This is a genomic window from Pseudovibrio sp. Tun.PSC04-5.I4, from assembly GCF_900104145.1.
Taxonomy (GTDB): Bacteria; Pseudomonadota; Alphaproteobacteria; order Rhizobiales; family Stappiaceae; genus Pseudovibrio.
Map to the genome: position 1 here is coordinate 3,834,774 of NZ_FNLB01000006.1, position 25,754 is coordinate 3,860,527.

Annotated in this window: 27 protein-coding genes; 12 read left to right on the plus strand and 15 right to left on the minus strand. The window is 50.1% G+C overall.

The annotated features are described in order from the left end of the window. Window positions 1-55: 55 nt before the first annotated feature. Both BLS62_RS23085 and BLS62_RS23090 read right to left on the minus strand, forming a co-directional pair. Window positions 56-1,048 (minus strand): translation-associated GTPase, encoded by a 993-nt coding sequence (locus BLS62_RS23085; RefSeq protein WP_093186748.1) that lies wholly within the window; start codon window positions 1,046-1,048, stop codon window positions 56-58. A gap of 2 nt (window positions 1,049-1,050) precedes the next feature. Further along, complete coding sequence (locus BLS62_RS23090; protein ID WP_093186751.1) at window positions 1,051-2,175, minus strand: AAA family ATPase; 1,125 nt, start codon at window positions 2,173-2,175, stop codon at window positions 1,051-1,053. Between the two features lie 140 nt (window positions 2,176-2,315). Here BLS62_RS23090 and fumC point away from each other — a divergent pair, with 140 nt between their 5' ends. Continuing rightward, a complete protein-coding gene (gene fumC, locus BLS62_RS23095; protein WP_093186755.1) occupies window positions 2,316-3,722 on the plus strand; it encodes a class II fumarate hydratase in 1,407 nt (468 codons plus the stop codon). Between the two features lie 152 nt (window positions 3,723-3,874). Here fumC and BLS62_RS23100 read toward each other — a convergent pair whose 3' ends face one another. The 4 genes from BLS62_RS23100 to BLS62_RS23115 form a co-directional block, all read right to left on the minus strand. Beyond that, entirely contained in the window at window positions 3,875-4,594 is a 720-nt protein-coding gene (locus BLS62_RS23100; protein ID WP_093186760.1) for a hypothetical protein, read from the minus strand. Between the two features lie 10 nt (window positions 4,595-4,604). Then, complete coding sequence (gene hemF, locus BLS62_RS23105; RefSeq protein WP_093186763.1) at window positions 4,605-5,516, minus strand: oxygen-dependent coproporphyrinogen oxidase; 912 nt, start codon at window positions 5,514-5,516, stop codon at window positions 4,605-4,607. A 90-nt stretch (window positions 5,517-5,606) separates the two neighbouring features. Further along, entirely contained in the window at window positions 5,607-6,185 is a 579-nt protein-coding gene (locus BLS62_RS23110; protein ID WP_093186766.1) for a DUF1176 domain-containing protein, read from the minus strand. A 68-nt stretch (window positions 6,186-6,253) separates the two neighbouring features. Then, complete coding sequence (locus BLS62_RS23115; RefSeq protein ID WP_093186769.1) at window positions 6,254-6,709, minus strand: tRNA (cytidine(34)-2'-O)-methyltransferase; 456 nt, start codon at window positions 6,707-6,709, stop codon at window positions 6,254-6,256. A gap of 561 nt (window positions 6,710-7,270) precedes the next feature. On the opposite strand from BLS62_RS23115, the gene BLS62_RS23120 reads away from it, so the two are divergent. From BLS62_RS23120 to BLS62_RS23170, 11 genes are all read left to right on the plus strand, one after another. Continuing rightward, window positions 7,271-7,660 carry a hypothetical protein gene (locus tag BLS62_RS23120; protein ID WP_093186772.1) on the plus strand — a complete coding sequence of 130 codons (390 nt, stop codon included), beginning with the start codon at window positions 7,271-7,273 and terminating at the stop codon, window positions 7,658-7,660. A 72-nt stretch (window positions 7,661-7,732) separates the two neighbouring features. Next, the gene (locus tag BLS62_RS23125) at window positions 7,733-9,571 is read left to right on the plus strand and encodes an ABC transporter ATP-binding protein (RefSeq protein ID WP_093186775.1); all 1,839 of its coding nucleotides are present in this window, start codon (window positions 7,733-7,735) and stop codon (window positions 9,569-9,571) included. A gap of 361 nt (window positions 9,572-9,932) precedes the next feature. After that, complete coding sequence (petA, locus tag BLS62_RS23130; RefSeq protein ID WP_093186779.1) at window positions 9,933-10,493, plus strand: ubiquinol-cytochrome c reductase iron-sulfur subunit; 561 nt, start codon at window positions 9,933-9,935, stop codon at window positions 10,491-10,493. A 22-nt stretch (window positions 10,494-10,515) separates the two neighbouring features. After that, on the plus strand, window positions 10,516-11,751 hold the full coding sequence (locus BLS62_RS23135; protein WP_093186782.1) for a cytochrome b: 1,236 nt from the start codon (window positions 10,516-10,518) through the stop codon (window positions 11,749-11,751). A 20-nt stretch (window positions 11,752-11,771) separates the two neighbouring features. Continuing rightward, window positions 11,772-12,614, plus strand: a complete 843-nt coding sequence (locus tag BLS62_RS23140; protein WP_093186785.1) for a cytochrome c1 — start codon at window positions 11,772-11,774, stop codon at window positions 12,612-12,614. A 145-nt stretch (window positions 12,615-12,759) separates the two neighbouring features. After that, the gene (locus BLS62_RS23145) at window positions 12,760-13,626 is read left to right on the plus strand and encodes an S-methyl-5'-thioadenosine phosphorylase (protein ID WP_093186788.1); all 867 of its coding nucleotides are present in this window, start codon (window positions 12,760-12,762) and stop codon (window positions 13,624-13,626) included. 68 nt (window positions 13,627-13,694) lie between these two features. Then, window positions 13,695-14,249, plus strand: coding sequence for an adenine phosphoribosyltransferase (locus BLS62_RS23150; RefSeq protein WP_093186793.1), 555 nt, complete (start codon window positions 13,695-13,697; stop codon window positions 14,247-14,249). Beyond that, on the plus strand, window positions 14,246-14,956 hold the full coding sequence (gene bluB, locus BLS62_RS23155; RefSeq protein ID WP_093186798.1) for a 5,6-dimethylbenzimidazole synthase: 711 nt from the start codon (window positions 14,246-14,248) through the stop codon (window positions 14,954-14,956). The genes BLS62_RS23150 and bluB overlap by 4 nt, the downstream gene beginning before the upstream one ends. Beyond that, complete coding sequence (locus BLS62_RS23160; RefSeq protein ID WP_093186802.1) at window positions 14,941-15,435, plus strand: GNAT family N-acetyltransferase; 495 nt, start codon at window positions 14,941-14,943, stop codon at window positions 15,433-15,435. The genes bluB and BLS62_RS23160 overlap by 16 nt, the downstream gene beginning before the upstream one ends. A 70-nt stretch (window positions 15,436-15,505) precedes the next feature. Next, window positions 15,506-16,300, plus strand: coding sequence for a DeoR/GlpR family DNA-binding transcription regulator (locus BLS62_RS23165; RefSeq protein ID WP_093186807.1), 795 nt, complete (start codon window positions 15,506-15,508; stop codon window positions 16,298-16,300). Window positions 16,301-16,375: 75 nt separating this feature from the next. Then, on the plus strand, window positions 16,376-17,185 hold the full coding sequence (locus tag BLS62_RS23170) for a DeoR/GlpR family DNA-binding transcription regulator (protein ID WP_208991048.1): 810 nt from the start codon (window positions 16,376-16,378) through the stop codon (window positions 17,183-17,185). A 72-nt stretch (window positions 17,186-17,257) separates the two neighbouring features. Here BLS62_RS23170 and ychF read toward each other — a convergent pair whose 3' ends face one another. The 9 genes from ychF to lgt form a co-directional block, all read right to left on the minus strand. Beyond that, window positions 17,258-18,358 carry a redox-regulated ATPase YchF gene (gene ychF / locus BLS62_RS23175; RefSeq protein ID WP_093186812.1) on the minus strand — a complete coding sequence of 367 codons (1,101 nt, stop codon included), beginning with the start codon at window positions 18,356-18,358 and terminating at the stop codon, window positions 17,258-17,260. Then, window positions 18,359-19,138 (minus strand): aminoacyl-tRNA hydrolase, encoded by a 780-nt coding sequence (gene pth / locus BLS62_RS23180; protein ID WP_093186816.1) that lies wholly within the window; start codon window positions 19,136-19,138, stop codon window positions 18,359-18,361. Between the two features lie 32 nt (window positions 19,139-19,170). Continuing rightward, entirely contained in the window at window positions 19,171-19,779 is a 609-nt protein-coding gene (locus tag BLS62_RS23185; protein WP_093186820.1) for a 50S ribosomal protein L25/general stress protein Ctc, read from the minus strand. A 213-nt stretch (window positions 19,780-19,992) separates the two neighbouring features. Continuing rightward, window positions 19,993-20,928, minus strand: coding sequence for a ribose-phosphate pyrophosphokinase (locus BLS62_RS23190; protein ID WP_093186824.1), 936 nt, complete (start codon window positions 20,926-20,928; stop codon window positions 19,993-19,995). 234 nt (window positions 20,929-21,162) lie between these two features. Continuing rightward, window positions 21,163-21,564 carry a hypothetical protein gene (locus BLS62_RS23195; protein WP_208991049.1) on the minus strand — a complete coding sequence of 134 codons (402 nt, stop codon included), beginning with the start codon at window positions 21,562-21,564 and terminating at the stop codon, window positions 21,163-21,165. Between the two features lie 176 nt (window positions 21,565-21,740). After that, window positions 21,741-22,919, minus strand: coding sequence for a M24 family metallopeptidase (locus tag BLS62_RS23200; protein ID WP_093186832.1), 1,179 nt, complete (start codon window positions 22,917-22,919; stop codon window positions 21,741-21,743). Between the two features lie 54 nt (window positions 22,920-22,973). Beyond that, window positions 22,974-23,741: a peptidoglycan editing factor PgeF gene (pgeF, locus tag BLS62_RS23205; protein WP_093186835.1), complete on the minus strand. Its 768-nt coding sequence runs from the start codon at window positions 23,739-23,741 to the stop codon at window positions 22,974-22,976. A gap of 25 nt (window positions 23,742-23,766) precedes the next feature. Then, window positions 23,767-24,858, minus strand: a complete 1,092-nt coding sequence (locus BLS62_RS23210) for a class I SAM-dependent methyltransferase (RefSeq protein WP_093186839.1) — start codon at window positions 24,856-24,858, stop codon at window positions 23,767-23,769. 10 nt (window positions 24,859-24,868) lie between these two features. Next, window positions 24,869-25,693, minus strand: coding sequence for a prolipoprotein diacylglyceryl transferase (gene lgt / locus BLS62_RS23215; RefSeq protein WP_093186843.1), 825 nt, complete (start codon window positions 25,691-25,693; stop codon window positions 24,869-24,871). Between the last annotated feature and the right edge of the window lie 61 nt (window positions 25,694-25,754).

Here is a 25,754-nt window from a genome sequence, read left to right on the forward strand (position 1 = left end):
CGTTTGCACGTATCATAGACCAGCAAATCACTTTAACTCCTTATTTAACTGATACTTACGTGTATGCAGCAGCAGCCTTAATTTTGCGTTGGCGCGCCCAGAGAATGCCCAGTGATCCGCATGCCATGATGGTACCGGCAATGATTGCTGTTGGAGTTGGAAGGTTCTGCGGAATAAAGCCGGACCGATCTGCCAGAAGCTCAAACAGCAGGGATGCGAACGGTAAAGCTGCAATGGTGGCCACGTAGTTTTGACTACCAACCAGATTGATTGCCTGCATGGAGAGGAACATAGACACGCCGCGCATGGTGATGCCAACTGCTACAGCAGCGATCCACATGGTTGGACTCCACACCTGAGCCAGATCGAGCAGTGGAAGGCTTTGTTTCCAATCCGCAGCTGCTTGCGTCGCAGTGGTTGCTTGCGTTGCGCCGGTGAGGAGAGACAAAGCTGCCAGCGAGACCAGCATGACCAATGCGCTGGCAAGCAGCATGACACCGCTTAAGGAGGCGCGATCCTTCAGGTTAGTTCCCTGATTTTGCGGGTGATATTCGGCAATCATCACAGAGACGACCACGGCCAATTCTGAAAACATCATCAGGAAAACAGCTGGGTTGGAAAACGTATTCTCCAGTGAGGTGATCAGCAGCACCATTCCGCCAGCAATGACGATGTGGCCCGGTAATTCCAACAGGCTCGGCAGGCGGAAAAACAGCAGGGCAAAGATGAGCGCCGAAAACGGCACGGAAACAAGACCGAAGAACCCAGCATTGGCTGCGCTGATGTAAAGCAAAGATGCGGTGAAGCAGGACGCAGAAATAACCCGGACCACGCCATAGGCCCATGTATGGGGGCTCCTGAGTGCTGTCAGTGTTGCCGTGAGTTTTCCGCTGACTGCGATCAAAAAAATGCCGCCAAACATCAGCTGGATGATGGTGAAGATCCACGGATCAAGGTTATAGGCCAGCAACAGACCTTTGCTCACAACAATGAGAGCTGCCCAGCTCACCATGGTGGCGAGGCAGACCATAAGTCCTTTTGTGGTCAAACTTAGTACTCCTCTCCGACGAATTCGCCGGTGATTTTCAGGCCATCAATTCCGGTCTGACCGTTTTCTTTAAATATGCGTTTTGGATAGGCTCCGGCATGGTTTGCCAGATGCTCCGCCAACTGATCTGAATGGGTGACGAGCCAGATCTGGCTGCGCTGTGAGGCCTTGGCAATAACTTTGGCAAGCGGTTCCAGCAAATCAGGATGCAGACTTGCTTCCGGTTCGTTCAATGCAATGAAGGCTGGCAAACGATAGGAGAGCATTGCGCCAAGCAAGGCCAGATATTGCAGGGTGCCATCTGATAATTCCTGCGAGGGGAAGGGGCGTCTGATTTCCGGTGTTTGCAGGGCGAAGCGGCAATCTTGTCCGTTGGCCTCAATCAGCAGGCGGCTTTCGGGAAAGGCATCATCCACGGCGACTTGCAGGTCGTGATCATCCTTGCGGATTTCTTTCAGGGTCGCGAAGACGGCTGCCAGATCACTGGCATTTGAGGATAGGGTTGGTGTGGTTACGTTGGCGCTGGGTTTGCGAAGCGCGCTGTCCCGGTCTGTTCTGAAGGTGTGGTAAAAGCGCCAATCTGTAATGGCCCTGCGTACCATGTCGAGTTCCGGGAAACGGCTGCCATCGCGAATGCCTGCGAGTGCTGTTTCCGAGGGGAGGAGCTCGTTGTCATAGGTTACCCTTTCGCCTTTGCCCGCGCGCAAAAATACACTGGGGCCTTTGCGCTGCATGAGCGAGACGGAACGTGCGCCGGTTTTAAGCGTCAACTCCTCCTCTTTCACCATGGTCTCATAGGGCAAAGCGGGGTCTGAAATTGGATTTGGCAGGCCAAGTTCGATTTTGTAGGAGAGATCGCCCAGATCAACGCGCAGGATGATGCGTTTTTTTTCGTGAGTTTTAAGATCACCAGCCCACATAACGCTGTCTACGCCGCCATCCTCTGAAACGGAGCGGGTTATCCGGCCTAGTGCTGCTTGTTGTAGCAATTCCAATGACTTATAGAGGTTTGTCTTGCCCACGCCATTGTTGCCAACAAACACATTGACTGCGCCAACGCGCATAAACAGCTTATGAACGGACCGATAATTCTCGATGCCGATGGCAGAGAGAGGGGGCATGGACATGGATTGAAACTTTTTCTGAAATATCTTGGGTAAGTATGGTTGAGAATAAGCAGGTTGGATCACACTTGTAAATCAGCTCGTGCGGTTGATGCACCGTAAATTCTTGTTTTGTTCTCCTGCAATCAATGAAGGAAAGTTCGATGTCTGCTCATGAAACTGCTGGTACACGGGAAGAGTCCGATAGTTTTGGAATGCTGGAGGTGCCCAACGACAAGTACTGGGGCGCGCAAACTGCTCGGTCTCTGATCAACTTTCCCATTGGCCGCGAGCATTTACCGCCTGCGCTCATTCATGCCCTTGGTGTTGTTAAGCTTGCTGCTGCCAAAGTGAATATGAATGAAGGACGGCTTCCAGAGGAAATAGGGAAGGCAATTTGCAAGGCGGCTGAGGAAGTCATCTCCGGCAAACTGGATGCGCATTTTCCGCTTGTGATCTGGCAGACGGGATCGGGCACGCAATCCAATATGAACACCAATGAGGTGATCTCCAACCGAGCCATTGAAATGCTGGGTGGGCAGATTGGCACTAAATCTCCAGTGCATCCCAACGATCACGTGAACATGGGGCAGTCGTCTAACGATACTTTCCCTACGGCAATGCACATTGCTGCGGCCTGTGAAATCAACCATGTGCTGCTTCCTGCGCTTACTCATTTGCATGATGCGCTGGAGGTAAAGGTTGCTGCCTTTGCAGATATTGTGAAGATTGGCCGGACGCATACACAAGATGCGACCCCACTGACACTCGGGCAGGAATTTTCTGGCTATGTGGCGCAGCTGGAGTTTGCCAAGGAGCGGATTGAGCAGGGGCTTGTCGGTCTTTACCGTCTGGCGCAGGGTGGAACTGCTGTTGGAACTGGATTGAACTCCACACCCGGCTTTGCGGCGGAGTTTGCGACCTGTGCCAGCGAGGTGACTGGGTTGGCGTTTGTGACTGCGCCCAACAAGTTTGAGGCTTTGGCGAGCCATGATGCAGCGGTGTTTGCACATGGTGCGTTGAATACGCTGGCGTGTTCCATGATGAAAATTGCCAATGACATTCGCTTTTTGGCGTCTGGGCCGCGTTCTGGTCTCGGCGAGATTTCTCTGCCTGCCAATGAACCGGGGTCTTCCATTATGCCGGGCAAGGTGAACCCGACCCAGTGTGAAGCCGTGACGATGGTTTGTGCGCAGGTGATGGGAAACCAGACGGTTGTGAGCGTTGGCGGATCTACAGGACATTTTGAGCTGAACGTGTTCAAGCCGGTTATTGCCAACAGCCTGCTGCAATCCATTGAGTTGCTGGCCCACAGTATGGTCAGCTTTGCAGACCGGTGTGTGGTTGGCATTGAACCGAACATAGACCGGATTGAGGAGCTTATGGAGCGCTCCCTTATGTTGGTGACAGCCCTTGCGCCCTCCATTGGCTATGACAAGGCGACCGAGATTGCCAAGACAGCCCACAAAAACGGAACGACCTTGAAAGAAGAAGCAGTTCGCCTCGGCTATGTGACTTCTGAGGAGTTTGACCGCGTTGTACGGCCTGAGAAGATGGTCAGACCGGGTTAGAGTGGTTTAGCCCTTTGGGAATTTGTGAGGCGTTTACGGGAACTGGATCCCGGCTCGGTGGCCGGGATGACGCAGATGTTTGTTGTGGTCATTTGGTTTTGAAGGTTGATTTTGCTTAGGAGTGTCTCAAGGCAGCTAATAATTTAGTTCATCTAACTAACATTTTCGGCAGAAAGCTTGCTGATAAGACGACTATTTCCAATGCGTTCTAATTCACTTGTGAGCCATAAAATGTAGTCTGCCTTACAATTCTTTGCCTCTTCTTGAATGTTTACCTCGTGAAGATCAAAGTCATCAGGAATTGAGAATTTGAGTTCACTGTTGATTAGATTTGCTACGACATAATCATAACCTGCATGATCAGAATGATATTCGATTGCATATAGGCCAAAGTGCTTTTTTATGAGTGGATCGATATTTTTATAAATAAACTCGGTACTTATTTTTTTGGCCGCTGAACCGACATTATCATTTCCACTAGGATGATAGAAATGCTGGATCGCGTTGCGTATCTTTCTAATGTCATCAAAGCTTTTTTGGTCAGGCAATCTCTCTTTTGTTACAGCCCAAAGCATTTTAGGTAGATGTTGGAAATCGTGACTCTTCGCTTTTTGTAACAATATTTCCAAGTCCAGTTCTTCTGAGGAATTGTTATCAAAGTCGAAAATATTTTTAAAAATTAATAGTGGGTGCTGTTGAGCTATTATTGCTTTTAAAAAAAGCTCACCAGCATGGGCTGCATTTAATACAGCCATATTGCCCCAATGTTCATTTCTCGGATCGAAATAGGTGGAATGCATATTTGCCTGGATAAGGGCCCCTAGTGCACTTTTGACGATATTGTTTGGTATCTCTTCGAAAATCTGATGCATGTGCGCTACCTCAAGGCCACTTTACCACTGGAGGCATGGAGGAGAGGATTGAGGCTACGTTGCCGCCTGTTTTTAGGCCGAAGATGGTTCCGCGATCGTAGAGCAGGTTGAACTCTACATAGCGGCCACGGCGGATGAGTTGCTCTTCGCGCTGCTCTTGCGTCCATGGGGTTTGGAAGTTTTTACGGACCAGCTTTGGATAGATATCAAGGAATGCGTTGCCGACTGATTTGGTGAAGTCGAGATCGGCGTTCCAGTCGCCGGTGTTGTGGCGATCATAAAAGATGCCGCCAGTCCCGCGTGATTCCTTGCGGTGCGGCAGATAGAAATAGTCATCACACCACTTTTTGAAGTGGCCGTAATCTGCGCCTTCGTGGCCTTTACAAGCGTCTTCCATGGCCGCATGGAATTCCACTGTGTCAGGGTCTTCCTGTGTGCGGCGCGCGCTTAGTACTGGTGTCAGGTCTGCTCCGCCGCCGAACCACTGCTTGGTGGTGACCACCATGCGAGTGTTCATATGAACGGCTGGTACATTTGGATTGTGCAGATGCGCGATGAGGGAGATGCCGGAAGCCCAGAAACGCGGGTCTTCGCTGGCGCCGGGGATCTGGTCGCGAAACTCAGGAGAGAACTCGCCGTGAACCGATGAGACATGAACGCCGACCTTCTCAAACACCCGTCCGTGCATGAGAGACATGACGCCGCCGCCGCCATGACCGCCGCTGTGATCTGTGCGGTCCCACGGTGTGCGCTCAAACCGTCCGGCTGGCTGATCTTTAAGGGGCCCGTCCAGCTCCCCAGTATCGTCCTCCAGCTTTTCAAAGGCCGCGCAGATGTTATCGCGCAGTTGGGCAAACCAAACCGAGGCCTCTTTTTTCTTGTCGTCTAAATCAGCTGGAAGCGTGTTTTGCAGGTCGCTCATAGTCCCTCCTGAAGACCGAATACACTTTGCGGTCTATGTAATAGAGGGGCGGGGAGATGTACAGCGCGGGAAAGCTGGCGAACTTCTCACTTATAGTGCCGAGTAAATCAGCGGGTAGTCTGTTGGCTCGCGGAACTTACCGTCGCATGTGTGTTTGGCGCGGTACTCAATAAGCTCCAGATAGCCCTCTGCTGTGAAGCGGTGGACCTCATACGACCCGCAGTCTGACAGGCCACGATCAACAGTGAAACTGGAGAGTGCTATGCGGTTCAGATCCCAGAAGCTGTTGAAGAGCACTTTGGCACTGGTGAAGGGTTGTCCTTTTGGCCGGTGTAATGAGAGAAGACGTGCCGTCGCTTTGCTCGTCTTCTCCACCCGTACATATAGGTTGGCAAGATTATGCATACCGACCGTGCAGGCGAATTCCAGAACCTGAATGCCATTGCCAAAATCGAACATGTTATGCCCGTCTCTGGTGTAGGCTTTTTCCCATTCACAGGGGTAGGCTTCGTTGAGCATGTGGAGATGGCGTTCTAGTTGTTTGATGTCGCGTTGCTGGGTGTGGAGTACTGGTTCAACAGGTGCTCCGGCGAGTGCAATGTGTGGCACTGCCAGTAGTATTAGGAGGCCACATGGATGAGCAAATTTCTTTGATAGTTCCTGAAACATTGCAAAATAAACCTAAACCACGCAAAGCGACGCATTAAACAATGCAGTCAGTTTAGGTTGCGCTTTGATTAGAAACAACCGGTTTGGCGCAATGCTTCTCCCAAAACCATGCCGGTCGAGACAGCCATATTCAGGGAACGCATGCCGTTTTTCATCGGAATTAGCAGCCGGGCATCGGCAATTTCATGAACTTCCTCAGGGACGCCGGAGCTTTCACGGCCCATGAGAATGATATCATCCTTCTTGAAAGGAAACTGAGTATAAGAGCGAGTTGCCTTGGTGGACATGAGGATAAGTCGACGTTTTTCGGCAAGCTGCCACGCGCGAAAACTCTCCCAATCCATATGGCGTTGCAGTTTTGCGCGCTCGATGTAGTCCATCCCGGCACGTTTAAGCGCATGATCGGAAAGAGGGAACCCAGCTGGCTCGATCAAGTGGACGGTGACATCCAGACACGCTGCCAATCGCAACAGAGTGCCAGTGTTTTGCGGGATGTCTGGCTGATAAAGGGCAATATCTGGCATTTTCGCAAATACTCACTGCTGGTTTGAAATGGCAAGGCCATGGAAACATCACATGGGCATCTAGAGGAACCCAGTGAAAATCTCCAGAAGAAACATGTAGTTTGCTGATTTTCAACGTAAATTACGGAATTCTTCCCTATCGGCAACAGGGAGTTGGATGGTGTTGATAGATGGGTGTTGCGAAAAAGATACACCGCAACCTAAAGTAATTTTGTGGAATATTAGGGGTAGGCACATCTGCTCCTTTATGGGTATAAGCATCTCGCACCGGCAGAGAGCCCTCCTCAAATTTGAAGAGACTCTCCGAGTTGCTGATCGCCAGATCAGCTTATTTTAACGTTGAACCAGGGAGACATGCATGAACATCGAATTTGTATTTGTGAACATCAATGTTCTCCTCAGAACCCGTGCGAGCGATACGCTTTGCGCTGAGTGCTTTGGTCTCTTCGTTTCCGCGTAACTTGCGGATTCACAACACTTTCTAACTCGTATTAACTCAATGCAGCTCCCTCAGGGACTTATTATGTCTAGGGCTGCATGTATGTTGTCGGAGTATCTCCTATGATTACGTCATTCATCTGGGCGCAGATTGCGTCCCGTGATGGTTCTACATCTCAGCACCCTGTCGACGGTGGTCGCTATGTGCATTCATCTGTCCGTCAAAAGACAACTCTTCCGCAGAGTATAATGCATGCGCTTTGGTTCTTGCTTATTAGCGCCGGAGTTGCATTTTTCGTTGTTGTTCCAACGCTTTACGCAGAGCTTTCCTCACTTGAAGTTGTTCGGGTTAACGGTGTGAGCGAAGTTGGTTCCCTGTTTCAAGGGCGTGTGATCGATACCTTGGTTGGAGCGTTTGTTGTTGGCGTTGGTATTGCCAGTATCATCTGGACATTCGCCAGGCCGCAGCGAGACAATCGTGATCCATATGAACAAGATGAGCGGCTGCAGTAAGCAGTCGCCATTCTCTTACCATGTTGACGTGGTAGCGCGCCCAGCAAACACATATCTTAATTAGGACTTGTCATGTTCTCGTATTTTGAGAAGCTTATTGATCCATTCAAGGTCGAGGAAGTTGAAACTCCTCCAAGTAGTTTCTGGAGCTTTATCTGGTATTATACTCGTCCGGTCGCGTTTCTACTGGTGATTGTAGCAGTGTTTGCTGCGATTATTGCTATACTGGAAGTTGTCGTCTTTACGTTTATGGGTGACTTGGTGAACTGGTTAGGCACTGAGGATCCAGAGACTTTCTTTGCTGATAACTGGGGGCATCTCATTTGGATGGGTGTTGTCCTTCTGATTATCTCTCCATTGGTCTCTACGATCTGGGAGTTGTTCTTCCATCAGGGACTTGTTGGTAACTATCCAATGCTTATCCGTTGGAAAGGGCATCGGCATTTGCTTCGGCAAAGCTTAAGTTTTTTCCATAATGACTTTGCCGGCCGCATCGCAAATAAGTTGATGCAAACATCTCTCGCTGTGCGGGAAGTTATAACGCGTATTGTCGATATTTTCGTCTACGTCGTTGTTTATTTTCTGGCAGCGCTCGTTGTGTTGGCAAGTGCTGACTGGCGGCTGGCTGTTCCTTTGGTCGGCTGGTTGGGTTTGTACTTTCTGGTCATGTACTTCTTCGTGCCGAAGCTGAAGACAATCTCAAAGAAACAAGCTGATGCTCGCTCTGTCATGACGGGCCATGTCGTTGATGCATATACGAATATCTCAACGGTAAAGCTGTTTTCGCATGCTTCTCGCGAAGAAGATTACGCAAAAGAGTCCATGTCAACTTTCATGGATACTGTGCATATGCAAATGCGCAATGTCACGAAACTCAATGTTTGCCTGACATTCATCAACAATTTGCTGTTGCTGTCCCTTGGTGCGGTCTCCATTTGGTTATGGAAAGGTGCGCTGGTGACGACTGGTGATATTGCACTGGCTATTGGCCTGGCGCTTCGCTTGCAAGGTATGTCTCAGTGGATCCTCTGGGAAGTTGCTGGTTTGTTTGAGAATATCGGCACTGTGCAAGATGGTTTGGGCATGTTGTCCAAGCCTACTGAGGTTCGTGATGCTTCTAATGCTAAGGCACTCAGTGTCACCAAGGCCGAAATCTCATTTGAGGATGTGAAATTCCATTATGGCAAGGGCAGTGGTGTTCTTGAGCAACTGACTCTGGCAATCAAAGCCGGTGAGAAGATTGGGATTGTTGGTCGATCAGGTGCTGGTAAATCCACGCTGATGAACCTGTTGTTGCGCTTTCATGATCTTGAGGGTGGTCGCATTTCGATTGATGGTCAGGACATTCGTGATGTCACTCAGGAGAGTTTGCGCCAGAATATCGGTGTGGTTTCTCAGGATACATCCTTGCTGCATCGGACTGTTTTTGAAAACATCATCTATGGCCGTGAGGGAGCATCTCTTGAGCAGGCGAAAGAAGTTGCTCGCCGTGCTCATGCGCTGGAGTTTATTGACGGCTTGAAGGATCCGAAAGGAAAAACAGGTTTCGATACTCTTGTGGGCGAGCGTGGGGTGAAGCTTTCTGGTGGTCAAAGACAGCGTGTTGCGATTGCGCGTGTGCTGTTGAAGGATGCGCCGATCCTTGTGCTGGATGAAGCTACATCGGCTCTGGATTCAGAAGTGGAAGCTGCCATTCAGGAAAGCTTGTTTGAGCTGATGGAAGGCAAAACGGTTATCGCGATTGCGCACCGTCTCTCTACGATTGCTGCCATGGACCGTCTGATTGTCATGGATGAAGGCAAGATCGTAGAAATGGGTACGCATGCAGAGCTTATCAAGTCCAAGGGCATTTACGATAATCTCTGGAACCACCAGTCTGGTGGTTTCCTTGCCCAAGTTGCGGCTGAATAGGAACTCTTCGCAGGGAATCAAGAGATAAACTCAAAGTGGTTCGGGAAAGATTTGCGTCTTGTGGTTCCCGAACCACCCTACTTTTGGCCCATGCTAGTTGTTTTTTGGCCTTTTTGATCCACTGTTTTAGCCCCTATTTGCAGGTTGTCTGCGACAATAAGTCCGCAACTTTTCAAGTGATCTGGACAAGTGCGACCTTTGGTGGCAGATAGCTGCTATCAATATAAGTGCGTATTTTGCGCATTTTCACCTAAGGGCGTTAACGATCCGCATATGGAAGCTAGGTCTAATCTAATTTCTGGTGTTGAACATGATGTCCGAATAGGTGTCTCTTTCAATTTTGTTTCGAGAGGACGCGACCTTGGAACACACGGACACGGCTGAACCGACTCGCCGCGATTTTCTGTACATCGCGACCGGTGCCGTGGGCGCGGTCGGTGTGGGAGCTCTGGCTTGGCCCTTTATCCATCAGATGAATCCGGATGCATCTGCATTGGCGTTGGCTTCTATTGAAGTTGATGTTTCTGCAGTTGAAGTCGGACAATCTATCACAGTCACCTGGCGTGGTAAGCCGGTCTTTATCCGTCAACGTACGGAAAAAGAGATCAGTGAAGCCACAAAGGTGTCTTTAAGTGATCTTCCGGATCAGTTCGCACGTAATGCGAACTTGCCAGATGACGCTGATGCAGCAGACGTTAACCGCGCAACAACAGGCAGAGAAGCCTGGTTGGTGATGGTTGGAGTTTGTACGCACCTCGGCTGTGTGCCGCTTGGTGAAGCTGGTGATTTTGGCGGCTGGTTCTGCCCATGTCATGGCTCTCACTACGACACTGCTGGTCGGATTCGTAGAGGCCCGGCACCAGAAAACATGCTCGTGCCGCCTTATAAGTTTGCTGAAAACGACACCGTCGTCATCGGTTAACCAGATCCCTCAGGAGGCAGCTATGGCTGGTCATTCTACTTATGAACCGCAAAGCGCACCTGCAAAGTGGCTGGAGCGCCGTTTGCCGGTTATCTCGCTTATGCGCGGGAGCTTTGTTGATTTTCCTACCCCGAAGAACCTAAATTACTGGTGGACCTTCGGCGGTATTGCTTTCTTCGTTTTGGCTGTGCAGCTCGTAACCGGCATCGTGCTGGCTATGCATTACACACCAAACGATACAATGGCGTTTTTATCCGTTGAGCACATCATGCGTGATGTGAACTACGGTTGGTTGTTGCGTTACATGCACGCTAACGGCGCGTCGATGTTCTTCATCGCAGTTTACATCCACATGTTCCGTGGCATGTACTATGGCTCTTACAAAGAGCCTCGCGAGATTTCGTGGATTTTGGGCGTTCTGATCTTCCTTTGCATGATGGCAACTGCATTCATGGGCTACGTATTGCCTTGGGGTCAGATGTCTTTGTGGGGAGCAACGGTTATTACGAACTTGTTCACTGCGATCCCGTTTGTTGGTGACAGCATCACGACTTGGCTGTGGGGTGGTTTCTCCGTTGGTAATCCAACTTTGAACCGCTTCTTCTCGTTGCACTACCTGCTGCCATTTGTTCTGATCGGTATTGTAATCCTGCACATCTGGGCATTCCATACCACTGGTAACAACAACCCAACTGGCGTTGATCCTAAGACTGAAAAAGACACAATTCCTTTCCATCCGTACTACACGATGAAGGATTTGCTGGCGATTGTTGTCTTCACGATCTTCTTTGCCTGGTTTGTGTTCTACCTGCCAAACTACATGGGGCACCCAGACAATTACATCCTAGCAAACCCATTGGTTACGCCCGCACACATCGTTCCTGAGTGGTACTTCTTGCCGTTCTACGCGATCCTGCGCGCTATCCCTGATAAGCTCGGCGGTGTTGTCGCAATGTTTGGCGCTATTGCAGTGCTCTTCGTTCTGCCTTGGCTCGACACATCGAAAGTTCGTTCCGCGACCTTCCGTCCTGTGTTTAAAGTCTTCTTCTGGCTGTTCGTTTTCTACAGTGTGATGCTTGGCTGGCTTGGTGCGATGCCTGCGGAAGGTGGTTATGTAATCGCTTCCCGTGTGTTTACAGCACTTTACTTCATTCACTTCCTGGTGATCCTGCCTGTTCTTGGCTTGATCGAGAAACCATCGAAAGTGCCTGACTCAATCAACGATGCAGTGCTGGGTAAGACCGGCAACGGCGCTTAAGGGCGGGGGATTTTAATAAGATGAAAAATCTAGTGTTCAAAAGCGCACGTGCTCTAGCAGTTATTGCAGGGCTTGCTATTGCTGGTCCGGCTCTGGCTGCTGGTGATGGTCCACACGTTGAGAAACAGTCCTGGTCGTTTGCTGGTCCTTTCGGCCAGTTTAACAAACCACAGCTGCAGCGCGGCCTTCAGGTTTACACGGAAGTTTGTGCTTCCTGTCACGGTCTGGGACTTGTCTCATTCCGTAACTTGGCTGAAGAAGGTGGTCCGGGCTTTAGTCCTGAGGAAGTAAAGGCACTTGCTGCTGAATACTCCATCGAGGACGGGCCCGACGGCGAAGGTGAAATGTTCGAGCGTGACGGTAAGCCGTTCGACAAGTTCCCATCTCCGTTCCCGAACGAGCAGGCTGCACGTGCATCCAACAATGGTGCACTTCCACCAGACCTGTCTTTGATTGCTAAGGCTCGCGCGGTTACCCGTGGCTTCCCTTGGTTTGTTCTGGACATGGCTACGATGTATCAGGAAAACGGTCCTGACTATCTGTATGGCCTGCTAACTGGTTACCATGACGCCCCCGAAGGCGTAGAGGTTCCTGAAGGTCAGTACTACAACCCTAACTTCATCGCTGGTGCGACGCTTGCAATGGCGCCACCACTCTATGATGAGGCAGTTGAGTACTCAGATGGTTCTCCGATGACCACTGATCAGTATGCACGTGATGTAACTGCATTCCTGATGTGGGCTGCTGAGCCTCATCTGGAAGCACGTAAGCAGATCGGGTTTGGCGTTTTGGCATTCCTGATCCTGTTCGCAGCTTTGCTGTACTTCACGAAGCGTAAGATCTGGCGCGATGTGGATCACTAAGATCTGATTGTGAAAATTTAAGAGGGGCTGCCTATCGGGTAGCCCTTTTTTTTGGTTCCTTTCTATCTACAGAGATGAAGGCCAATAGTTTTGTTAGAACCTGACAAGATATAGTAATAGCATTCTTGCGATCTGGGAGAGCACTATGAAGGCGGTATTGGGCATTATTGGGGGCTCAGGCCTTTACAATATTCCCGGCTTTGAAAACGCGCGATGGGAGCGTGTTGAGAGCCCGTGGGGAGAGCCATCTGATGATCTTTACGTTGGAGAAATTGATGGTTTGAGCGTTGTATTTCTCCCTCGTCATGGCCGAGGTCATGTGCATTCACCAAGTGCCATCAACTACCGTGCAAACATTGATGTATTGAAGCGTGCAGGTGTTACCGATCTCATTTCAGTCAGCGCATGCGGTTCTTTGAAGGAAGACTACGCACCGGGGACTTTCGTTCTTGTGGACCAGTTTATTGATCGAACATTTGCGCGTGAGAAGAGCTTCTTCGGGACTGGATGTGTAGCCCACGTTTCTGTTGCTGACCCGGTCTCCCCGCTGCTTGTTGATGTGGTGGAATCTGCTTGTAAGTCCGAGGGGCTGACCTACCATCGTGGCGGTACCTATCTTGCGATGGAAGGGCCTCAGTTTTCTTCTAAGGCTGAAAGCCATCTGTACCGGTCCTGGGGATGCGATGTCATTGGCATGACAAATATGCCGGAGGCAAAGCTCGCCCGTGAAGCGGAGATAAGCTATTCCACTATTGCGATGGTGACAGACTATGATAGTTGGCATGCTGGTCACGGCAACGTTGACATCAATTCCATCATCAAAGTTTTACATGAGAATGTGGATAGTGCGCAGAAGCTGGTACTCTCCATTGCGAAGAATCTGCCGAGGGAGCACGAAGCGTGCCCGTTGGGTTCTAACAACGCTCTTGATTACGCAATTATGACGGCTCCTGATAAACGAGATCCTGCTTTGATTGCCAAGCTTGATGCCATTGCAGGACGTGTCTTGTAAACTAACCTAGTATTTAACCTACGTTTTTGGCCCTTGTGCTGAAATGAAACGACTATGCGGAAATAAACATGACCGACACATTCAATGCGATCTCTGCTGAGCTGATGGAATCCATTCGGACCATTCCTGACTACCCTAAAAAGGGCATTCTGTTTCGTGACATCACCACGCTGCTAGGGAACCCTCGGGCCTTCCGCCGTGCAGTTGATGCACTTGTTCAGCCATGGGCTGGTTCCAAAATCGATCAAGTTGCTGGTATTGAAGCACGTGGCTTTATTCTGGGTGGTGCTGTTGCTCATCAGCTTTCTGCGGGTTTTCTGCCTGTCCGTAAAAAGGGGAAACTTCCTTTCGAGACACTCGAGGAAGAATATGAGCTCGAATACGGCACAGACACCATTGAGATCCATTGTGACGCGGTTAAAGAAGGCCAGAAGGTTATTCTAGTTGATGACCTGATTGCGACCGGTGGAACCGCAGAAGCCGCTGTGAAGCTGCTGAGACGCGCTGGTGCTGATATCGTTGCTGCTTGCTTCATCGTGGATTTGCCAGAATTGCAAGGACGTGCAAGACTGGAAGCGCTAGATATTCCTGTGAGGACTTTGGTGGAGTTTCCCGGTCATTGAGTGGCACGTTTTCAGAGGAAGGCCTGCAATTTTCTGAGGCCTTCAATAGTGATTTTGAACTGTTGTTGAAATGGCGGCGTGATGTACGCCATTTCAAGCAGGATACAATTGATCGTGAAATCGTTGATAATCTTTTGCGATTGACTGACCTTTCTCCCAGTGTTGGCAATAGCCAGCCATGGCGCTTTGTTGAAGTTTGTCAGGCCGAAAATCGGAATGCTCTCTACCAGAACTTCCAGGAAGCCAATGCAGATGCTCTTCAAGGTTACAAGGGCGCGCGTGCAGAGAGTTACGCGCAGCTGAAGCTGCAAGGGATGACCGATGCTCCTCTACAATTTGCAGTTTTTTGTGATGCAGGAACATCGCAGGGTAATGGTCTTGGCAGAAAAACCATGCCTGAGACCATGGCATACTCGTGTGTTAGTGCAATAAATTGCCTGTGGCTTGCTGCTAGAGCCAAGGGTATCGGGGTTGGGTGGGTTTCCATTCTCAATCCTGATAAAATTGGGCCGTTGTTTGGCGTGCCAGACCATTGGCGCTTTATTGCGTATCTCTGCATTGGTTATCCCGTTGAGAATAATGAAAAACCCGAGTTGCAGCGAACTGGATGGCAGGCACGTACTGCCACTGAATTGCGAATGCTCAAAGATATTGATCTAGTTGGCTCAGGAGCCAAGCAGGAGTCGCCTTCGTGTCAATCCAAATAAGAACTATTGAAGCAGAAGATCGGGAGCAGGTTATAAATCTGCTCGTCAATCGTTGGACAAGCACAGAGCAGTTGCTTGATGGTGAAATGGTTGATGCGTCTAAGCTGCCGGGATACCTGGCTTTAGATGAAGGACGCCTGGTTGGTATGATTACTTTGATCAAGCGAGATCTGGAGTGGGAGATCCTGACACTCGATTCTCTTCAACGATGGGGTGGTGTTGGGACACTTTTGCTGGATGCGGCAGTGGACGCGGCTCGTCAATCGGACATTGGCCGGATCATGGTACGTACTTCTAATGATAATTTGGATGCGTTTCGGTTTTATCAGAGACGGGGCTTTCGCTTAGAGAAAGTTGTTCAGGGCGTAATCGATGAAGAACGTAAGTTAAAACCCGAGATCCCAGTAACTGGTTTGCATGGAATTCCTTTACGTGATGAGGTGATTTTCGGGCGTGACATCACTGGAAGTCGTTCTTAGCTTTACATTATCTCAGTTGGAGAGTATTTTTTGTAAAATTTAATTAAAATTATACTTGAAGGATTGTGTTGTGATCGTCCGCATAATCGAATTAGTGCGACGTTATAGAACTATACGGCTCTCTTTGCTGGCAACTGTTTTGGATTGCTCTGTCGACGAGTTACTTTATGCCGTTGATGGGTTAGAGCATAATGACATTATGCGCGTTCGTGGCGATGCCCTAGTCTCTAATGAAGCTATTGCTGAAAGTGATATTAGCGTGCGTATGCATTCTCGTTTTGCTGAAAAAAGTGCGATTGGCCGTTTGGCGGCCGGTCTGATTCATGACGGTGACAGCCTGCTTATTGAGGCAGGTAGTACGCTCGCGTTTTTCGCCAATCATTTGAAAGAGAAGAAAGAGCTCTCTGTTGCAACGACGAGCCCGCTTATCGCAGAAAGCCTTGTTCGTCATACTAGATCTTGCCAGATTGAGCTGATAGGCGGAAAATTGGAGGCTCACACGACCGCGTTACATGGACCTGAAACACTGGCGCGAATTGCTGAGCTGGAGGTTGACTGGGCGGTTGTGAGTCCCGTGAGTATGTGTATTCAGAATGGGGCTTGTTACTTCCATCAAGCTGACGCGGACACAAGTTTGCTAATGCAGCGTCACTCGAAAAAATCCATGATGCTTTGCGATAGTTCCAAGTTTGGGGTGCCAAGCCGTTTTCCTGGGCATACAACACACGGTGTAGATGTGTTTATTACAGATAACAGCGGTGAATTAGGCTTTGCTGAAATTGAAAATAAACTCACGAACTCCCGTATTTTCCGCGCTCTTTCAAAGGGAACTGATACGGAAGAATTTATTTTATTGGATAGTTGAAAAATTTTAAGTTTTTTAGATGAAAATAATCGATGTTTACTCGTGGAATTCTAAGTTGGACCTAGGTCGCTTTCGATGATTAATGACTTAATGGTGGATGTGCTTGCCAATTTGGTTAAGCGACACCGACGCATCTCCTTATCCTCAGCGGCGGATATTCTGGGCATGGACCAGAGTGAACTCGCTAGTCTTGCGAGCAGTTTGTCCATTCGTGATGAGTTCGAACTCTTTGATAATTCAATCTGTTTTCTGATGCCTCGTGATCAAGACGCCTATCGTGTAAGGCTTCGCAGCCATTACATTGAAAAATATGCAATCGGGCGACTGGCGTCTTCCTTTTTCAAATCAGGGGATCATGTGGTTGTCGAAGCCGGCAGTACAATGACGATACTTGCGCAGCATATGGCGCAGGTCGGAAGGGTAAGAGTCTCAACGAATTCATACGCTGTTGCATCCATGATCATTGGCGCTGAATCTAACTCAGATATCCATCTCATTGGAGGCCACCTTTATACAGACGGGCAGGGGGCTTTGGGTCCGATTGCCCTTGAGACTGTTAAGGGGTTAAAGGCGGACTGGGGGGTCATTAGCCCCGTGGGATTGTCTGCTGACGGCAATATTATGTATTACGACGAGGAAGAGGCGGAGTTTGCCAGAGCGATTATCGCCTCTTGCCAACGCACAATGGTGCTTTGTAATTCCAGCAAGATTGGCGTGCCAAGTCGTTATGTTGCTGGTTCCTGCTCTAAGGTGGATCTCCTGATAGTTGATAGCGGAGTTGAGCCAAGCATTTTGAACCGGTTGGTTGCTCAGGGGCTCAACGATGTTCATATTGCGGACGTAGATGCAGAAGCCGCCAGTGAAATCGTTCTGTTAGATATTTAGTATTTCGATTGTCAGAATTGAAAAAAGGCACCGAAGGGTGCCTTTTTTATCTCGCGCTGCAATGTGCTGAGCTTATGTGTTGAACTTAAACAGAAGTACGTCACCATCTTGTACGATGTACTCTTTGCCTTCGTCGCGTGCTTTGCCGGCTTCTTTGGCTGGAACCTCGCCGCCAAGGTCAACGTAGTCTTGGTATGCGATGGTTTGTGCGCGAATAAAGCCACGTTCAAAGTCTGTGTGGATCACACCAGCAGCCTGCGGAGCTTTTGTGCCCTTTGGAATTGTCCAAGCACGGGTCTCTTTCGGACCTGCTGTGAAGTAGGTGATTAGCTCCAGCAGTGAGTAACCTGCGCGGATCAAGCGATCCAGTCCGGGTTCTTCCAGACCCATGTCAGCCATGTATTCACGCTGCTCTTCATCATCCAATTGAGCGATCTCAGATTCGATGGCTGCAGAAATAACGACAGCTGCCGCGCCTTGCTCTTCTGCCATTATCTTAACTTTGTCGGAGAGGCTGTTGCCCTTATCAGCAGAGCCTTCTTCTACATTACAAACGAAGAGGACAGGCTTGGAGGTTAGCAGGTTGAGCATTTCCAGCTGCTGAACGTCTTCCGGATCGGTCAAGCCGAGTGCACGCACTGGCCTGCCTTCTTGAAGGATGGCAAGCGCCTGTTCCATGATCGGAAGAGTTACTTTCGCATCCTTGTCTCCGGATTTGGCTTTTTTAGCGAGTGGTGTAATCCGTTTTTCGAGGCTTTCCATGTCTGCGACCATCAATTCGGTCTCAACAGTTTCAGCATCAGCGATTGGATCAATCTTGCCTTCGACGTGCGTGATGTCATCGTCTTCAAAACAGCGAAGAACGTGAGCGATTGCATCAACTTCACGGATGTTTGCAAGGAACTGGTTGCCAAGGCCTTCGCCTTTGGACGCGCCGCGTACCAGACCGGCAATGTCCACAAAAGTCAGCCGTGTCGGAATAATCTCTTTGGAGTTCGCTATCTCACGAACTTTAAGCTGGCGAGGATCAGGTACTGCAACGTCACCAGTGTTTGGCTCAATGGTACAGAAAGGATAGTTTGCTGCCTGCGCTGCTGATGTTTTAGTAAGCGCATTGAACAGGGTTGATTTGCCAACGTTAGGCAGGCCGACGATGCCGCATTGAAAACCCATTTACTCTTTTCCTTTTGATCCAAAAAGTCGCTCAAGCCCTATGGCGAGCGGCCCCTTACTTACTTGTTTATCCTGGTAGCCAACTGCCTTAGGAGCAGGTTTTGCCTTAAGCTCCTCGGTGGGGTTGGCTGTCTTATCGGTCTTTGCTTGCTTTTTGTTTTGCGCGGTTTCTCTGGATGGTTCCTTTTTGTTAGGCTTTCCAGATTGTTCCGGGCGTATAGCTAGCGTGACTTTGTTTGAAAACTGGCTGTCGTTGTCTTCAGCGAGTAGGGGGCAATTGTCTGCGATGGCGTTTAGCAAAAGATCCAGCCATTCCGCATCCACTTTTGCAAAATCACCGAGCACCCACTGATGCACACGGTCCTTGTGACCGGGATGACCGATACCAAGCCGTACACGGCGGTACTGGTCGGTGATGTGAGCTGTCATGGATCGCAAGCCGTTATGGCCGCCATGACCACCGTTTGCTTTTAACCGGAACTTTGCAGCGGGAAGGTCCAACTCGTCGTAGAGAACGACAACATCTTCTGGTGCGAGCTTGAAGAAGCGCATGGCCTCTCCCACAGATCGACCAGATTCATTCATATAGGTCGTTGGCTTCATCAGGAGAACTTTCTCGCCTGCGAGTGTTCCTTCAGAAACCTGAGCCTGAAATCTGGCCCGCCAAGGGCCAAAGGAGCTATGGCGGCGATGGATCGCATCAGCCGCCATAAACCCGATATTGTGACGATTATTCTGGTAGCTTGGGCCCGGATTTCCAAGGCCGACGAACAGCTTCATGGGTATAGCTCCACGCCCAAATTACTTAAGAATTATGCTTCGCCTTCTTCGGAAGCTTCGTCAGCTTCTTTCAGACCTGCTGGTGCAATAATCGTAGAGATTGTGAAATCACGGTCTGTGATAGTAGGTGTACAACCTGCTGGCAGAGTAACTGCAGAGATGTGCTGGGAAGAACCCAGATCAGCTTCAGCCAGATCAATCACAAGAGCTTCTGGAATTGCGTTCGCTGGAACGTTCATTTCAACAGTGTGACGCACAACGTTGATAACACCGCCGCGCTTCAGACCAGGGGAAGTTTCTTCGTTCAAGAACTTCACTGGAATTTCAACTGTCAGGGTTGAACCAGCACCAACGCGCAAGAAGTCAACGTGCATCAGTGTATCTTTTACTGGGTGCAGCTGGAAATCTTTCGCGATTACAGAAAGCTTTTCGCCGTTCAGGTCGATTGTGCCGACGTGAGACAGGAAACCGCCCTTGCTAAAGATCAGTGTTGATTCTTTAATCGGCAGATTGATTGATACTGCCGGTTTTTTGTCGCCGTAGATTACTGCTGGTACAAGACCTGCACGACGAGCTGCACGAGCGGCCCCCTTGCCGGCCCGTTCACGCACCGTTGCTGTCAGCTCATAGCTGTTTGCCATGGTGGAATCTCCTAGTTTGAATATAAAAGTAAGGCCGTGGGAGCGCCAAATTTGCACGCTCGACTACGGCCAACTTTGTACGTCTCCTCCAAGGGTGTCGACGTACGCGGCTCGTATAACTGAACTTGCCTTTGAGAGCAAGGGCAACTGCAGAGCCTCTATTAGAAAAACCGGAGCGAACTCCGGTTTCTCAAAGCGTGTTATCCAGGTCTGTTACGAGTCAAACAAACTGGAAACTGAACGTTCCTGTGCAGTCCGGCTGATAGCTTCGCCAATAAGTGGAGCAATGGAAATTGTGCGGATGTTTGGAGCAGCTTCTACAGCAGCGGTTGGCTCGATGGAGTCCGTGATCACCAGTTCCTTGAGCTTGGAGGCTGAGACACGTGCTACTGCGCCGCCTGACAGTACACCGTGTGTGATGTAGGCTGTGACAGATTTTGCACCAGCTGCAAGAAGTGCATCCGCTGCGTTGCAGAGAGTTCCACCTGAATCAACGATGTCGTCCACGAGGACACAATCGTAGCCGCTCACATCACCGATGATGTTCATGACTTCAGATTCTCCAGGCTTGTCGCGTCGCTTGTCAACGATGGACAGAGGAGCCTCGATGCGCTTTGCAAGTGCACGCGCACGAACCACACCGCCAACATCTGGAGACACAACCATAACGTTTGTGGTGTCATAGCGCTCTTTGATGTCTCGGGTCATCACAGGCGCGCCGTAGAGGTTGTCGGTTGGGATGTCGAAGAAGCCCTGAATCTGCGCAGCATGCAGGTCGAGTGTAAGAACTCTGTCTGCACCTGCATGTGTGATCAGGTTGGAAACAAGTTTCGCAGAGATTGGCGTACGAGGCGCTGACTTCCGGTCCTGACGGGCGTAGCCGAAGTATGGAACCACAGCAGTAATGCGGCGTGCTGAAGAACGACGAAGCGCATCGATGATGATGAGCAGTTCCATCAGATGGTCATTTGCAGGATAGCTGGTGGGCTGAACGACAAAGACGTCCTCACCGCGTACATTCTCCTGGATTTCAACGTAGATTTCTTGGTCTGCAAAGCGGCGAACCTGGCACTTCGCCAATGGTACATCAAGATACTTTGAAATCTGCTCGGCCAGGGCGCGATTGGAGTTACCCGCGACGATTTTCATAACCCGCAAGTCCTTCTTGGGCTTTGATCTCACCCGTTGACATTTGTCGGTGGTGAGGTTGAAATTTGCGTCCCTAGGTGGAACCCGATTTCTTCTGGTAAGGAACCCTGATGGGTCGCCTTGGGCGCCTTTTAGCAACCTCACCTTAAGCCGACAATAGCCAGATCACACAGCTACGTCGCTTTTTTGGTAAAGCTAAGCTGTGCAATCTTGTATCTATTTGATTTTGTTAGGTCACTTGCTGTGAAGCCATGCTTCTAAAGATGCAATAGTTCTTGAAGCGATTCTTTTCAAAGAATCGCCGGAAACTGTGTTCCATGGATCACCAGAGTTGCCACCGGTCTGCTCTTGACCATCGATACGGTGAACTCTGTTACCATTTGCATCAATAATATCAAATACATAGAAGATAGTGGTGGTGTATTGATCACCTGCCGCAGTCAAGAAGCCTTTGACCCGGTATGTAGCAGGTGCACCAACGCGGCGAACGAGATTGAGATTCGCTGCGCTTGCGCGATTCCCTAAATTTTCAGCAAGCTCGTCTGCGGCATTACCTGGTAATCCGGTCAGTTGCTCAAATGCAAAAGTTGCTTTTGCTGGGGCTACTGTTGGTGGTGCAGATTTGGTCTCAATCATGTCCCCGATGCTGGAAGGGGGAAGTGGATTTGCCGCACAGCCTGCAAGGATCGCCATTACGGCAATGATTAGTACCCGAGGTGAATGTACAAGCTTCAGCATGTCAGTCCTTAAAGTCCGCTCAGAGAATCAAATTGGGGTGCCCATAGATTCGTAAAGATTAATTATGGCAGTCTTTACCCTGCCTTCACAGGGAGGTCGAGAGAAAGCTGTGATAATGCTTCCGGCCCATCCTCATGAGTGATGTAAGATTGGCCCAATGTCATGGCTGTTTCGCTATCTGAGTCCATGATGATCATGTGCATAAACAGAACCATGTTCTCCTGAATTTCATGGGCATTCTCTTTGAACGCCAGATAAGGAGGTTCCATCCAAGTTGGTGTGAACCGAGCGCCAAGAGAGTATCCGCAGGAGTTTAAACGGTGAGGCATCAAGCCGCGGTCATCTAGAATATGTGCGTGGGCGGCAAACAAATCCCCAAATGTGTTTCCAACCTGCATGGCTTGTTCAACTGCGAGCAGGGCATCTTTGGCTGCGCGGTGCATTTCCAGATGGCGGGGCGTTGGTTCTCCGACAATGACGGTTCGCATGGAAGCTGCATGATAACGGCGGTAGACACCCGCCCATTCCAACGTCAGTTGATCATTTTCGGAAAGCGCTCTGCGGCCAGATTTATAGCGGCAGAGGAGAGCATCGCGTCCTGAGCCGATGACAAATTCATTGGCCGGATAATCACCACCGCCTTCAAAGATGACACTTTGCATTCTGGCGAGAATGTGCCCCTCACTTGCTCCGGGCTTGATTTCTTCCATGGCCGCAAGGAACGCCTCATCAGAGAGCTTTGCTGCTGTGCGCACATAGTCCAGTTCAGCTGGGGATTTGATCAAGCGAAGAGAACGAACGATGTCGGAGGCGTCTTCAACATCAGCAAAGGAGTGCAGGGACTCATCAAGCAAACGTCCATTGGCTGCTGTAAGGCCATGGGTGTCGTACTCTACGCCAATACGGGTGCCAAGAAGGTCTAGGTCAAACAACAGCTCTTTGACCTGTCCCACGGGGGACTTGCCAGCTACATCCATCCAAAGGCGGACATCTTTGAGGTTGGATGTGTTTTTAGCCTGTCTCAAATCTGCTGAGCGGGTGAGGAGGATCGGTTCTTCACCGCTGCGATAAATGAGGCACTGAAAGAAGCAGTAGCCGAAACTATCAAATCCTGTGAGCCAATACATGCTTTCCTGCGCGAAAATCAGCAGGCAATCCAAATTACGTTCTTTGAGTTTTACGTCCAGAGCCGCACGTCGCTCAGCAAATTCTTCCGGTGAAAAGTGCAGGGCCATGGCCGTCTCCCAATCCATAGTTTTGCAAAGCGATTTGTAACCGAGCCTACTCTGGCTAGTTTAAGAGTAAAATCAAGAGGTCAACATGATAGTTGATATCTGTCGCCCGTAATCTGGCTCTTTTCTGTGCGTGGTTCTTCGGTAGGAAAAAAACCTATCAGCATCTGCGTAGGTGCAGAGCTGCAAATCGACCACTTGTTTGAGGCCAAGAGTATCCAGCTGCGCTTTGATGAAGCCCGGTAGATCAAACATGCTGTGATCAGCTTGCTTTGAGGGACTGAAGTAGTGCTGGTTGTCCTCTGATCTATCGAGAAATCGCTGGACGAACTCTGGTCCGACCTCATAAGCCCCTTGGGAAATCATCGGCCCCATTACTGCAGTGATGCGATCAGCCTTAGCGCCTAATTGCTCCATTGCGATAATTGTGTTGGGAAGGATACCGTCAAACGCCCCTTTCCAACCAGAGTGAGCAGCTCCGATTACACCAGTTTCATGATCAGCAAAAATAATCGGCCCGCAATCTGCAGTTAGGATGCCAATCGCGAGATCTGGTGTGTTGGTCACGAGTGCATCGGCGCGTCTGTCGTCTGCTTCGGTAAATGGTGAGGAGACGGTCAGGACTTTGGAGGAGTGAATTTGATAGGGTGTTACCAGTTGGTCTGATGTGGTTCCCATTTGGGTGGCAACGCGCTTGCGGTTCCCCAGCACATGCTCGCGGTTGTCATCGGACCCAAGGCCAACATTCAGGCCTTTATAAATGCCGGTGGAAACGCCGCCTTCGCGTGTGAAGAAACCATGTGAGATGGTGGGGATCACCTCAAAGACTGGCGCTTTAATCATCGACTTCTCCCGCTTCTGTGGTCATTCAGCTGTTAAAAGGTATGGGCTGGATTGCACTTGCCGTCAGACACAAAACTTTGAAAAGCGTTCCCATTTTATCTGGTGCGGCGAGGCGTTCCACATCCTTGCGGATTTGGTCCTGATCGAGTGTGGACTTTCCTGCGCCTAACTGTCCAGCACGTTCCAGCAGGCCAAGAGCCAAAAGGAAGTCGCCTTGTCCAATCGGTCCATGCGCGTGAGCGCCTTCAGCTTTCGCTGCATTGGCAAGGGCTTGGAAATTGACGTGTGCTGTCAGATCAGCTTCACCACAATGCTCCAGAACAGAAACGTATTCATGGCTCTTCATTGCCTGGAAGCTGTCGCCAGTTGCCGTTTTGGAATAGCCATAATCAATGACTAGAGCTGCGCCGCCGTTCTCTTTGATCCGTTGTGCGATGCTTGACGCAATTGCGTTGGATGCCGGAGAAACCTCTAATGTGTCTCCCAGCTTTGCCTGCAGGTTGGCTTTGGCCACATCAACTGGAGACAAAGTGCCGGAGCCAATGCCAATAGCGAGTTCTTGGTCGTCATTAAGGCCAACACAACGCTCACGCCAGCCTGTATCTGTTAGCTGGTACTGGTGAATTGGCAAGGCATCGAAAAGCTCGTTGGCAACCAGAAGAGTTGGCCCTTTCGGGATGTTCTGAAGGTTGTCGTGCCACTTGATCTCATAGGCTTTAAGCTGTTTCTTTTGTACTTTGCGAAGAGATGGGCTTGTTTCTACGAGATGGATTTGGGTTTGTGCCAGCATCTGTGGGCGCAATGAGATGACGCGAAGGATGTCCTTCATCAAGGTTCCACGGCCCGGACCGATCTCGACCAGCTGGATAGGGTCTTTAAGATCCTGTGAAATCCACTGATGCAGCAACCATGCGCCGATCAACTCTCCGAACAATTGCGAAATTTCGGGTGCCGTCGTGAAGTCACCCTTTGTCCCGAATGGTTGCTGGGTCATGTAGTACCCATGCTTTGGATCAGACAGGCACAGGTTCATGTACTGGGCAATTGTCATTGGCCCATGATCAGCAATATGTTGCTTGATTTTGGCAAGAAGGGGCGTGGTAACTGTTCCGGTCATTTGGGGTTCTTTATTGTGCGGATGCGTTTTTTCGAAGAGCCCAAAGCACAACAAGTGCTCCGATGAGAACCATTGGAAGGCTTAGCAGCATGCCCATTGTCAGGAAACCTGACAGATAGCCGATGTGGGCGTCCGGTTCCCGGTAGAATTCCACGAATGTGCGCGCAAGGCCGTAGCCAATCGCGAAGCTCCCTGCGAGAACGCCGGGCTTTTTTAGTAAATGAAAGCGGTGAGACAGCACTCGAAGCACGATGAATAAAACCAGCCCTTCTAACCCGGCCTCATAAAGCTGGCTCGGGTGACGTGGTTCTGGCCCGCCATTTGGGAACACAACTGCCCAAGCAACATCCGTTGGGCGGCCCCAGAGCTCGGAGTTGATAAAGTTCGCAATGCGACCAAAAAACAATCCAATCGGCGCTGCAATCGCTGCCAGATCGAACATGGACCATACGGACAACCCACGTAGTCTGGAATAAAGGATCAGCGCAACAATCATACCCAGCAGGCCGCCATGGAAGGCCATGCCGCCTTCCCAAACTGCAAAGATATCTGCCGGGTTTGCGAGGTAATAGGGCAGGTTGTAAAACAGCACGTACCCCAACCGACCACCTAAAACGATGCCGATGGTGGCCCACATTACGAAGTCGTCAATGTCTGTCTCATTGGGATGTGATGCCTTGCCCCAAAGGCTGGTGTTGCGAACGGCGAGGATCATATAGCGCCAAGCCAGCAGGATACCGGCGATGTAAGCCAAGGCATACCAACGAATGGCCAGTGGTCCGAATTCGATCAGAACCGGGTCAATCATCGGGAATGGGATAGCGAGAAGCGGCATATGGAAACCTACAGTTATTGGATGTGCGAGCATTCCGATAAGTGAAGGGTCAGGTCAAGTG

Excerpts from the sequence above, each read along its gene's own strand:
- BLS62_RS23145 (WP_093186788.1), top strand. The coding sequence starts at position 12,760 with ATGAAGGCGGTATTGGGCATTATTGGGGGCTCAGGCCTTTACAATATT.
- ychF (WP_093186812.1), bottom strand. The coding sequence starts at position 18,358 with ATGGGTTTTCAATGCGGCATCGTCGGCCTGCCTAACGTTGGCAAATCA.
- fumC (WP_093186755.1), top strand. The coding sequence starts at position 2,316 with ATGTCTGCTCATGAAACTGCTGGTACACGGGAAGAGTCCGATAGTTTT.
- BLS62_RS23125 (WP_093186775.1), top strand. The coding sequence starts at position 7,733 with ATGTTCTCGTATTTTGAGAAGCTTATTGATCCATTCAAGGTCGAGGAA.
- BLS62_RS23090 (WP_093186751.1), bottom strand. The coding sequence starts at position 2,175 with ATGTCCATGCCCCCTCTCTCTGCCATCGGCATCGAGAATTATCGGTCC.
- BLS62_RS23150 (WP_093186793.1), top strand. The coding sequence starts at position 13,695 with ATGACCGACACATTCAATGCGATCTCTGCTGAGCTGATGGAATCCATT.
- BLS62_RS23100 (WP_093186760.1), bottom strand. The coding sequence starts at position 4,594 with ATGCATCAGATTTTCGAAGAGATACCAAACAATATCGTCAAAAGTGCA.
- BLS62_RS23170 (WP_208991048.1), top strand. The coding sequence starts at position 16,376 with ATGATTAATGACTTAATGGTGGATGTGCTTGCCAATTTGGTTAAGCGA.
- BLS62_RS23115 (WP_093186769.1), bottom strand. The coding sequence starts at position 6,709 with ATGCCAGATATTGCCCTTTATCAGCCAGACATCCCGCAAAACACTGGC.
- BLS62_RS23190 (WP_093186824.1), bottom strand. The coding sequence starts at position 20,928 with ATGAAAATCGTCGCGGGTAACTCCAATCGCGCCCTGGCCGAGCAGATT.
- BLS62_RS23200 (WP_093186832.1), bottom strand. The coding sequence starts at position 22,919 with ATGGATTGGGAGACGGCCATGGCCCTGCACTTTTCACCGGAAGAATTT.
- BLS62_RS23110 (WP_093186766.1), bottom strand. The coding sequence starts at position 6,185 with ATGTTTCAGGAACTATCAAAGAAATTTGCTCATCCATGTGGCCTCCTA.
- hemF (WP_093186763.1), bottom strand. The coding sequence starts at position 5,516 with ATGAGCGACCTGCAAAACACGCTTCCAGCTGATTTAGACGACAAGAAA.
- BLS62_RS23120 (WP_093186772.1), top strand. The coding sequence starts at position 7,271 with ATGATTACGTCATTCATCTGGGCGCAGATTGCGTCCCGTGATGGTTCT.
- pgeF (WP_093186835.1), bottom strand. The coding sequence starts at position 23,741 with ATGATTAAAGCGCCAGTCTTTGAGGTGATCCCCACCATCTCACATGGT.
- BLS62_RS23140 (WP_093186785.1), top strand. The coding sequence starts at position 11,772 with ATGAAAAATCTAGTGTTCAAAAGCGCACGTGCTCTAGCAGTTATTGCA.
- pth (WP_093186816.1), bottom strand. The coding sequence starts at position 19,138 with ATGAAGCTGTTCGTCGGCCTTGGAAATCCGGGCCCAAGCTACCAGAAT.
- BLS62_RS23185 (WP_093186820.1), bottom strand. The coding sequence starts at position 19,779 with ATGGCAAACAGCTATGAGCTGACAGCAACGGTGCGTGAACGGGCCGGC.
- BLS62_RS23135 (WP_093186782.1), top strand. The coding sequence starts at position 10,516 with ATGGCTGGTCATTCTACTTATGAACCGCAAAGCGCACCTGCAAAGTGG.
- BLS62_RS23195 (WP_208991049.1), bottom strand. The coding sequence starts at position 21,564 with ATGATTGAGACCAAATCTGCACCACCAACAGTAGCCCCAGCAAAAGCA.
- lgt (WP_093186843.1), bottom strand. The coding sequence starts at position 25,693 with ATGCCGCTTCTCGCTATCCCATTCCCGATGATTGACCCGGTTCTGATC.
- BLS62_RS23210 (WP_093186839.1), bottom strand. The coding sequence starts at position 24,858 with ATGACCGGAACAGTTACCACGCCCCTTCTTGCCAAAATCAAGCAACAT.